At 53.8% G+C, this 6,771-nt stretch carries 9 protein-coding genes; 1 reads left to right on the forward strand and 8 read right to left on the reverse strand.

The features are described from left to right. Window positions 1-3 precede the first annotated feature (3 nt). From B2310_RS03730 to B2310_RS03765, 8 genes are all read right to left on the reverse strand, one after another. Window positions 4-291 (reverse strand): type II toxin-antitoxin system RelB/DinJ family antitoxin, encoded by a 288-nt coding sequence (locus B2310_RS03730; RefSeq protein ID WP_290728781.1) that lies wholly within the window; start codon window positions 289-291, stop codon window positions 4-6. 309 nt (window positions 292-600) lie between these two features. Next, window positions 601-1,410, reverse strand: coding sequence for an ATP-dependent sacrificial sulfur transferase LarE (gene larE, locus B2310_RS03735; RefSeq protein WP_290728783.1), 810 nt, complete (start codon window positions 1,408-1,410; stop codon window positions 601-603). A gap of 39 nt (window positions 1,411-1,449) precedes the next feature. After that, entirely contained in the window at window positions 1,450-2,775 is a 1,326-nt protein-coding gene (gene larC, locus B2310_RS03740) for a nickel pincer cofactor biosynthesis protein LarC (protein WP_290728785.1), read from the reverse strand. A 50-nt stretch (window positions 2,776-2,825) separates the two neighbouring features. Next, window positions 2,826-3,554: a nickel pincer cofactor biosynthesis protein LarB gene (gene larB / locus B2310_RS03745; RefSeq protein WP_290728787.1), complete on the reverse strand. Its 729-nt coding sequence runs from the start codon at window positions 3,552-3,554 to the stop codon at window positions 2,826-2,828. Window positions 3,555-3,607: 53 nt separating this feature from the next. Then, window positions 3,608-4,531, reverse strand: coding sequence for a twin-arginine translocase subunit TatC (gene tatC, locus B2310_RS03750; RefSeq protein ID WP_290728789.1), 924 nt, complete (start codon window positions 4,529-4,531; stop codon window positions 3,608-3,610). Beyond that, window positions 4,531-4,734 (reverse strand): Sec-independent protein translocase subunit TatA/TatB, encoded by a 204-nt coding sequence (locus B2310_RS03755; protein ID WP_072980837.1) that lies wholly within the window; start codon window positions 4,732-4,734, stop codon window positions 4,531-4,533. The genes tatC and B2310_RS03755 overlap by 1 nt, the downstream gene beginning before the upstream one ends. Before the next feature lie 81 nt (window positions 4,735-4,815). Further along, window positions 4,816-5,820, reverse strand: a complete 1,005-nt coding sequence (locus B2310_RS03760; RefSeq protein ID WP_290728792.1) for a DUF362 domain-containing protein — start codon at window positions 5,818-5,820, stop codon at window positions 4,816-4,818. Window positions 5,821-5,884: 64 nt separating this feature from the next. Then, on the reverse strand, window positions 5,885-6,289 hold the full coding sequence (locus tag B2310_RS03765; RefSeq protein ID WP_290728794.1) for a hypothetical protein: 405 nt from the start codon (window positions 6,287-6,289) through the stop codon (window positions 5,885-5,887). A 147-nt stretch (window positions 6,290-6,436) separates the two neighbouring features. Between B2310_RS03765 and B2310_RS03770 the strand changes: the two genes are divergently transcribed. After that, a partial coding sequence (locus B2310_RS03770; RefSeq protein WP_290728796.1) for a MerR family transcriptional regulator occupies window positions 6,437-6,771 on the forward strand: 335 nt, incomplete at its 3' end.

A 6,771-nucleotide genomic window follows, 5' to 3' on the forward strand; every position in this document is an offset into this window, starting at 1 on the left:
ACTTCATTTGCCTGCCCGCGCCTGTGCGATTTCGGCGTTGATTTCTTCAAGGGTCATGTCGGCGACTCCTGCATCGGCGGCGGACTGCGAAGCCTGCTTCATGGCTTCAAGGACATCGTCGGGTGCGGTCGGGCGGAGTTTCATGCTGAAAGGAATGCCGTTTTCGAGAATGGTGCGGGCAAGGAACATTCGGACGGCTGTCGGCAGGTCTATACCGAGTCTTTCGAAAATGCTCCCTGCTGCGGAACGGGTCTTTTCGTCCACCCTGACTTGTAGCAATGTGCTCTGCATGGTATACCTCCGTATTTACAAAATATACAAATGTATTCTGTATGAATGCAAGTGACTTTAATGTTAATATATAATTTTTAAGGCTTTATAGGTTATTTTTCTCAAAAAATACGGAGAAATTAGCCCATTTTAGGACCCCCACACTACACATTCCACACTGGAATCGCGTTAGGGGGCGTCGCACCGCCGTGCGGTGGCGAGACGCGCAAGCGGCTCGATGAGCCGACCCCGGATCAGGTCCGGGGTGACGAGAGGCGAGCAGCACCCGCCCCGGCCCCTGGCCGGGGAACGCCCAATAGTGGGCTAAAATTACTTTGTGGCTAAAGTCTCGTTCAGGCTGCCGCTGCGGAAGCCCTGCAGGTCTAGCGAGATGTAGGTAAATCCGATTTTCTTGAAGGCTGCGAGAATCTGGTCGCGCTTTTCTAGAACCTTGTCGAAATCTTCCGGCAATACCTCGATGCGGGCGAGGTTGCCATGCAGGCGCACGCGGAACTGCTTGAAGCCCAGTTCAAAAAGCAGTTGCTCCGCATTTGATATCATGGAAAGTTTTTCTCGGGAAATGGGTTCTCCGTAAGGGATGCGGCTTGCGAGGCAGGCGAAGGAAGGCTTGTCCCACGTGGGTAAATCCAGTTGGTGCGAAAGTTCGCGGATGTCCGCTTTTGTGAGTCCGCATTCCAGGAGGGGGCTCCTGATGCCTAGTTCCTGGAGGGCGCGCATTCCCGGGCGGTAGTCGTGAATGTCGTCGGCATTGCTGCCTTCGCAGACGGTTGAAAATCCTGCTGCCTTTGCGCGTTCTGCAATTTTCGAAAACAGGTTGCGCTTGCAGAAGTAGCAACGTTCCCTGGAGTTTTCGACAAAGCCTTCTACCTGCATTTCGTCAACTTCTATCAGTTGCTGCGGGATTCCGTGCAACTTGCAGAACTCTCGGGAAAATGCGATTTCGCGCTCGGGGACCATTCCCGCCTGGACTGTGTAGGCGACCATGTTGCTGCCCAGCGTGTCGTGGGCGACTTTCGCAAGGAACGTGGAATCTACGCCGGCAGAAAACGCGATGGAGACGCGGTCCATTTCGCACAGGAGGGTTTTCAGTTTTTCAAACTTTTGGCTCAAGCTTTCCATATAAAGTAAAATACAAAATTGCGGCTTGACAATTCATTTTTAGAACAGTTTCTTCTCGACCGCTTTCTGGATTTCGCGGATGGGAACGCCCGCCTTGTCGGCGCATGCTTTCAGGTCGTCAAATTCGGGCTTGATTTTTTCGATGCCGCCCCAAACGGACTTCTTGACGCGAACCTTGCCGAATTCCGTTTCGACTTCGAAGGTGCTGCGGGCCATGCAGGTGCGTTCTACGGGGAAACGGCGCACGCCGACGGTCGATGTATGCAAGAAAATCGTTTTCTCTACGGCAGCCAGGTGCTCGCTGTCGGCGAGGGCGCACAGGAGAGTGCCCATGCGGTTCTTCTTCATGTAGCAGGGGATAAAATGGACGTCGCGGGCCCCCGCCTCGAAGAGTTTGTCCATGGCGTAGCCCAGTTCTTCGGGAGTGGAATCGTCGATGTTCGCTTCAATTTGGAAAACGTTGCAATCTGCGGGGGTGCAGCCTGTGGTAGTGGATGTTGCGTCGCCGCATTTGTCGTTTGCGGCGTCCTCGATGATTTGCGCCCGCAAGAAGTTCGCACGCCCGAAATCGCGCTTGCCGAGACCCACGCCCGATTTTAAAATCTTGTAGCTTGCGGGGAGGCGTTCGCTTGTCCGGAGGGCCGCCACGATGCCCGCTCCCGTTGGGGTGACCATTTCGCCTTTCGTTTCGGTGATGTGAAGCGCGATGCCCGCAGCTTCTGCAATGTGCGCAACCGCAGGCACGGGAATCGGCAATTGGCCATGTTGCGTTTCCACAAAGCCAGAGCCTTCGTTGAGCCCTGTAACGATGCAGTTCTCTATACCAAGGTCATCGGCAAGGACGGCTACCGCCAAGATATCAACGATGGAATCAATGGCACCCACTTCGTGGAAATGGACTTCTTCTACGGGCACGCCGTGTGCCTTCGCCTCGGCTTCGGCAATGATGCGGAAAATCTTTTTCGCGGTTTCAAGGGCGTGGGGAGTGACTGCCCCTGCATTTGCTGCGCGGTCCAGAATCTCGTAAACCTCGGACAAGTGCCGATGTTCGTGATGATGCAATGTTGCCGAGTTTGTCGAGGCGCCGTGACAATGTTCGCCATGTTCATGGTGATGATGATGCTCTACATACCCTTCTTCGTGAGAATGCACGTGGTCAGCATCGTGACCGTGAACATGCACCGCAAAAGAAAGCCCCGCAATGCTGTAACTCTTTGAATTCTCCACATGGACGTGGACGCCCTCTAGGCCGAGCCCCGCAATGGCTGCATCCATTTTTTCGCGTGATGCGCCAAGTCCAAGAAGTGCGGCAACCGTCATGTCGCCGCTGATACCGCAAGAGCCGTCGAGATAGAGATATTTCATAAAAATAGTGATTAGTGGTTGGTGATTAGGGTCGATGGTCAAAAACTCGATTATTTAATTTGTAGCATGCGGAATGCGGCGATGGCCGCCCCGAAACCGTTATCGATATTTACCACCGTCACGCCCTCGGCGCAGGTGTTGAGCATGGTGAGCAGTGCGCTGATCCCGCCGAAGGATGCCCCGTACCCGACCGATGTGGGCACGGCAATCACGGGTGCTCTCACGAGTCCGGCAATCACGCCGGGGAGCGCGCCTTCCATTCCGGCGACGGCGATAACCACCGAAGCCTTGCGGATTTCCTCCACCTTCGAAAGTAGGCGGTGCAGCCCCGCAATCCCTACGTCGTATTGGCGCACGACCTTCACGCCGTTAAATTCCAGAGTCTTGGCGGCTTCTTCGGCAATAGGCAGGTCCGCCGTTCCTGCGCAACATACGGCCACGGGCCCGAGTTTTGCAGCCGTTTGCGATGCCTTGCCGCCGGAACGCCCGCGCTTCCGACTAGCCGGAATTTCATCGGCCAGCGAAATCGTCCAGGAAAGTTCGTCGTAGCAGATTTTCTCACCTGCATTTGCGATGAATTCCGCCTGTTCCTTGCTGCAGCGGGTCCCGAGCACGCGGATGCCTTTGTCCCGGAACTTTCTAAGAATTTTCAGGAGCTGTTCCGAAGTCTTGCCTGCGCAATAAACGGCCTCGCTAGTGCCTGTGCGCGATTCGCGGCTCACGTCCAGCTTGGCAAAACCGAGGTCTTCAAAGGAATCTTTTGAAACAAACTTTTTCATACTTCTAATATACCACTTAGAGTTGACTCTAAGACAAATAAATTTTTCTAAAATCAATAAGGTTTCCAGTTGTCGGCGTCTTTTTCTGCGCCGACCTGGAACTTGGAAGAAGGTGCCGCGAAGTCGATGTCGTCGGCTGCGGGGGAGTCGGTTTCGGCTTTCGTCGCTGTAGTTTGCGCAGGCTCCGATTCCGTCGCGGTTGCGGTCGAATCTCGTGGTGCGATGTTCGGGGCGTTTTCAGGATGGACTTCTTTCAAGGCGCGCCCCTTGTAACGCCTGGCTGCCAGGAGACCCGCTTCGAAGAGCAGGTACGTCGGGACTCCGAGCAACAATTGGCTAACAACGTCGGGGGGAGTGAGGAGGGCCGCTAGCACAAGGATTGCCACCACCACGTAGGGGCGCTTGCTGCAGACGGTCTCGTAATTCACGATGCCCGCACGGATTAGCGCGTAGGTCACCAGCGGAAACTGGAACATGCATCCGAAGGCAAGCGAAAGCCAGAGCGCGAGTGTTACCAGGTTAGAGACTCCGAATACGGGTTGCAATGTCGTGCTTGCAAAGCTCATGCCGAACTGCACAATCAGCGGGAAGCAGACGACAAGGCAGAAGGCGACGCCCGCGATAAAGAGCCCGCTGGTCATGGCCACGATGGAGCGGATGAATCGCTTTTCGTTGTCGTATAGAGCAGGAAGCACGAACTGCCACATGTTCCAGGCGATGTAGGGCGAAAACAGCATGCAGTCCAGGAGAGCAGAAATCTTGAGCTGCAGCAGGAACACTTCCATCGGGGAAAAGTAGTGGAGCGTGACGCCGCCCTGCAGGGCAATTTGCTTACAGAACCAGTCCAGAACGTAGGGCGAAACAAGGAACAGGGGCACGATGCCGATGGCAAGGGCGATAATAGAACGCAAAAGCGCCCGTCGGAGCGCTTCCAAATGCGAAATCAGCGTAGCCTCTTGATCCTGTTTGGAGGTCATCAGCCTTTCTTATCTTCTGCCTCAGCGGCTTTTTCCACCGTCTTCTGCAGGTCTTCGGCTTCTTCCTTCAGGGCGTCTTTCGCCTTCTTGTATTCGTTCTGGGCCTTGCCCAAAGAACGTGCGAGTTCAGGAATGCGTTTTGCCCCGAACAAAAGGAGCACCACGACCACAATCAGAATTATTTCTGGAATTCCAAGGGACATATTTTACCTGCCTTTTCTTAGAAATATAACATAATCCGCGACGGTGACGAGAATTTATCTACGGTGCCGTCGCGAACTAGGCTACAGTTCGATAATCCTGTATTTACGGTTACCCATCTTCAGCTTTTCCATGGCGGGCAGCTGGTGTAGGCCCTCGCGGGTCTCGATGCGTTCCTTGAGGTCGTGAAGTTCCTTGGGCGGGAGCTTGTAGACCATGTCAACGCTGGCCTGGTCCACCGCCACGATGTCTGTGGAGGCAAGGATGCCGATGTCACGGCACTTGGGTTCCGCTGCAGAAAGCCCTGCGCAGTCGCAGTCTACGGACATGCGGCGCAGCACGTTGATAAAGCAGATGTGACCCTTGAAAAAGTCACAGGTTGCCTTTGCGGAATCGGCCATGGTTTCCATGAACAGGGCTCCGCTGGTTTTCCAGCCTGCCGTGCCGCCCGGTTCCATCTTGGTGGGGCCGCCCTTCACGTATTCGTGAATCATCTTCTTGCCCAGGCGTCCGCCCGCGCAACCGATGGCGATGTTCTTCATGGAACCGCCAAAACCGCCCATGGCGTGGCCCTTGAAGTGTGTCAGCACGATCATGGAGTCGTAATTCTTGATGTGTGCACCCATGGACATTTCCTTGAAAATGAGGCCGTCCTTTACGGGAAGCATCACTTCGCCATCTTCGTCCATGATATCCACGTCGCAGAAGGTCCAGCCGTTCACCTTGAGGGTTTCGCGGTGCTGTTCGGTAGTGTACCGGTCGCCTTCGTACCAGGTGTTGGTCTCCACAATCTTGGAGTTGGGAACCTGTGCCTGGAATTCCTTGACCCATTCGCGAGGCAGGATATTGGGGCCGTTCTTTTCGCCGGTGTGGAGCTTGATGGCCACGCGTCCGGTAATGCCCTCGTTGATTTTCTTGTACAACTTGATGAGGCCGGCGGCACTCAGGTCCTTGGTGAAATAGACGTTGGAAACGTCCTTTCCGGGTTCCTTCTGTTCCATGGATTTCCCTTTCGCGAAAGCGGGTGTGAATACGGCGGAAGCGAGTGCTGCTGCGCCTGCGGTTTTTAAAAAGTCTCTTCTGTCCATAGTTTACCTTGAGCCTGTCATTCTGGAGAACCGAAGGTTCGATAGAATCCAGGCAGTTGCTTATTTAGTGGTTAGTGTGGACCTCGGCCTTGGCGAGGGTTTGGGCCTTGTACTTGCGTGCGATAATCATCACCGCCCATACGGACGTGATAAATGCCGACATGGCAACGCCTACCGTTGACATTTCCCGCACCATCTCGGAAACACCTTCGGGGCTTGTGGCAGCGGTAAAGAAGGGATAACTCCACATGAGTTCTCCGTTCATGACATGGTCGATAATTAGGACGCCAGTCACGAGCCAGAGCATACGGGCAAGCAGGCGCAGGCTTTTATAGAAGGGTTGCGGACCGCCAGAAACCGCGGCTTCAAGGTTTCTGGATTCACTTTTAGACTTGTCGGTCTGCTGCAACACGAGGGTTGCGATGGTGGTGACGACCGCTTCGGCCATGGGCACGACAAAACAGGCCATAAAATCTCCTTTTGAATAAGTTCTATAAGAAATATAATACTTAGAGTTTACTCTAGGTGTTGAGTTTTTGTGAAAAAAGTTGAAAAATTTAATTTAGAGTTGGCTCTAACTCTATCATTTGGGCGAAAATATTTATATTTTGTAAATATGAGTTACTCCATAGGTGATGTCGTCAAGAAAACAGGACTTTCGGCCTATACCCTGCGCTATTACGAAAAAGAGGGCCTGCTTCCCTTTGTCAAGAAGAACGCCTCGGGCGTGCGGGCCTACAGCGACGAAGACCTTCGCTGGCTTACCATGATTGAATGCCTCAAGGATTCGGGACTGCAAATCAAGGAAATCCGCCAGTACATCGAGTGGTTCAACGAGGGCGATTCTACGCTTTCCCAAAGGCTGTCCCTTTTTGAAAACCGCCGCAAGATTCTTGAAAAGGAAATGGCCCGCCTTACGGTGGTCATGAACAAGATTCGCTACAAGGAACT

This window comes from Fibrobacter sp. UBA3629 (assembly GCF_002374005.1).
In the GTDB taxonomy this organism is placed as follows: domain Bacteria; phylum Fibrobacterota; class Fibrobacteria; order Fibrobacterales; family Fibrobacteraceae; genus Fibrobacter.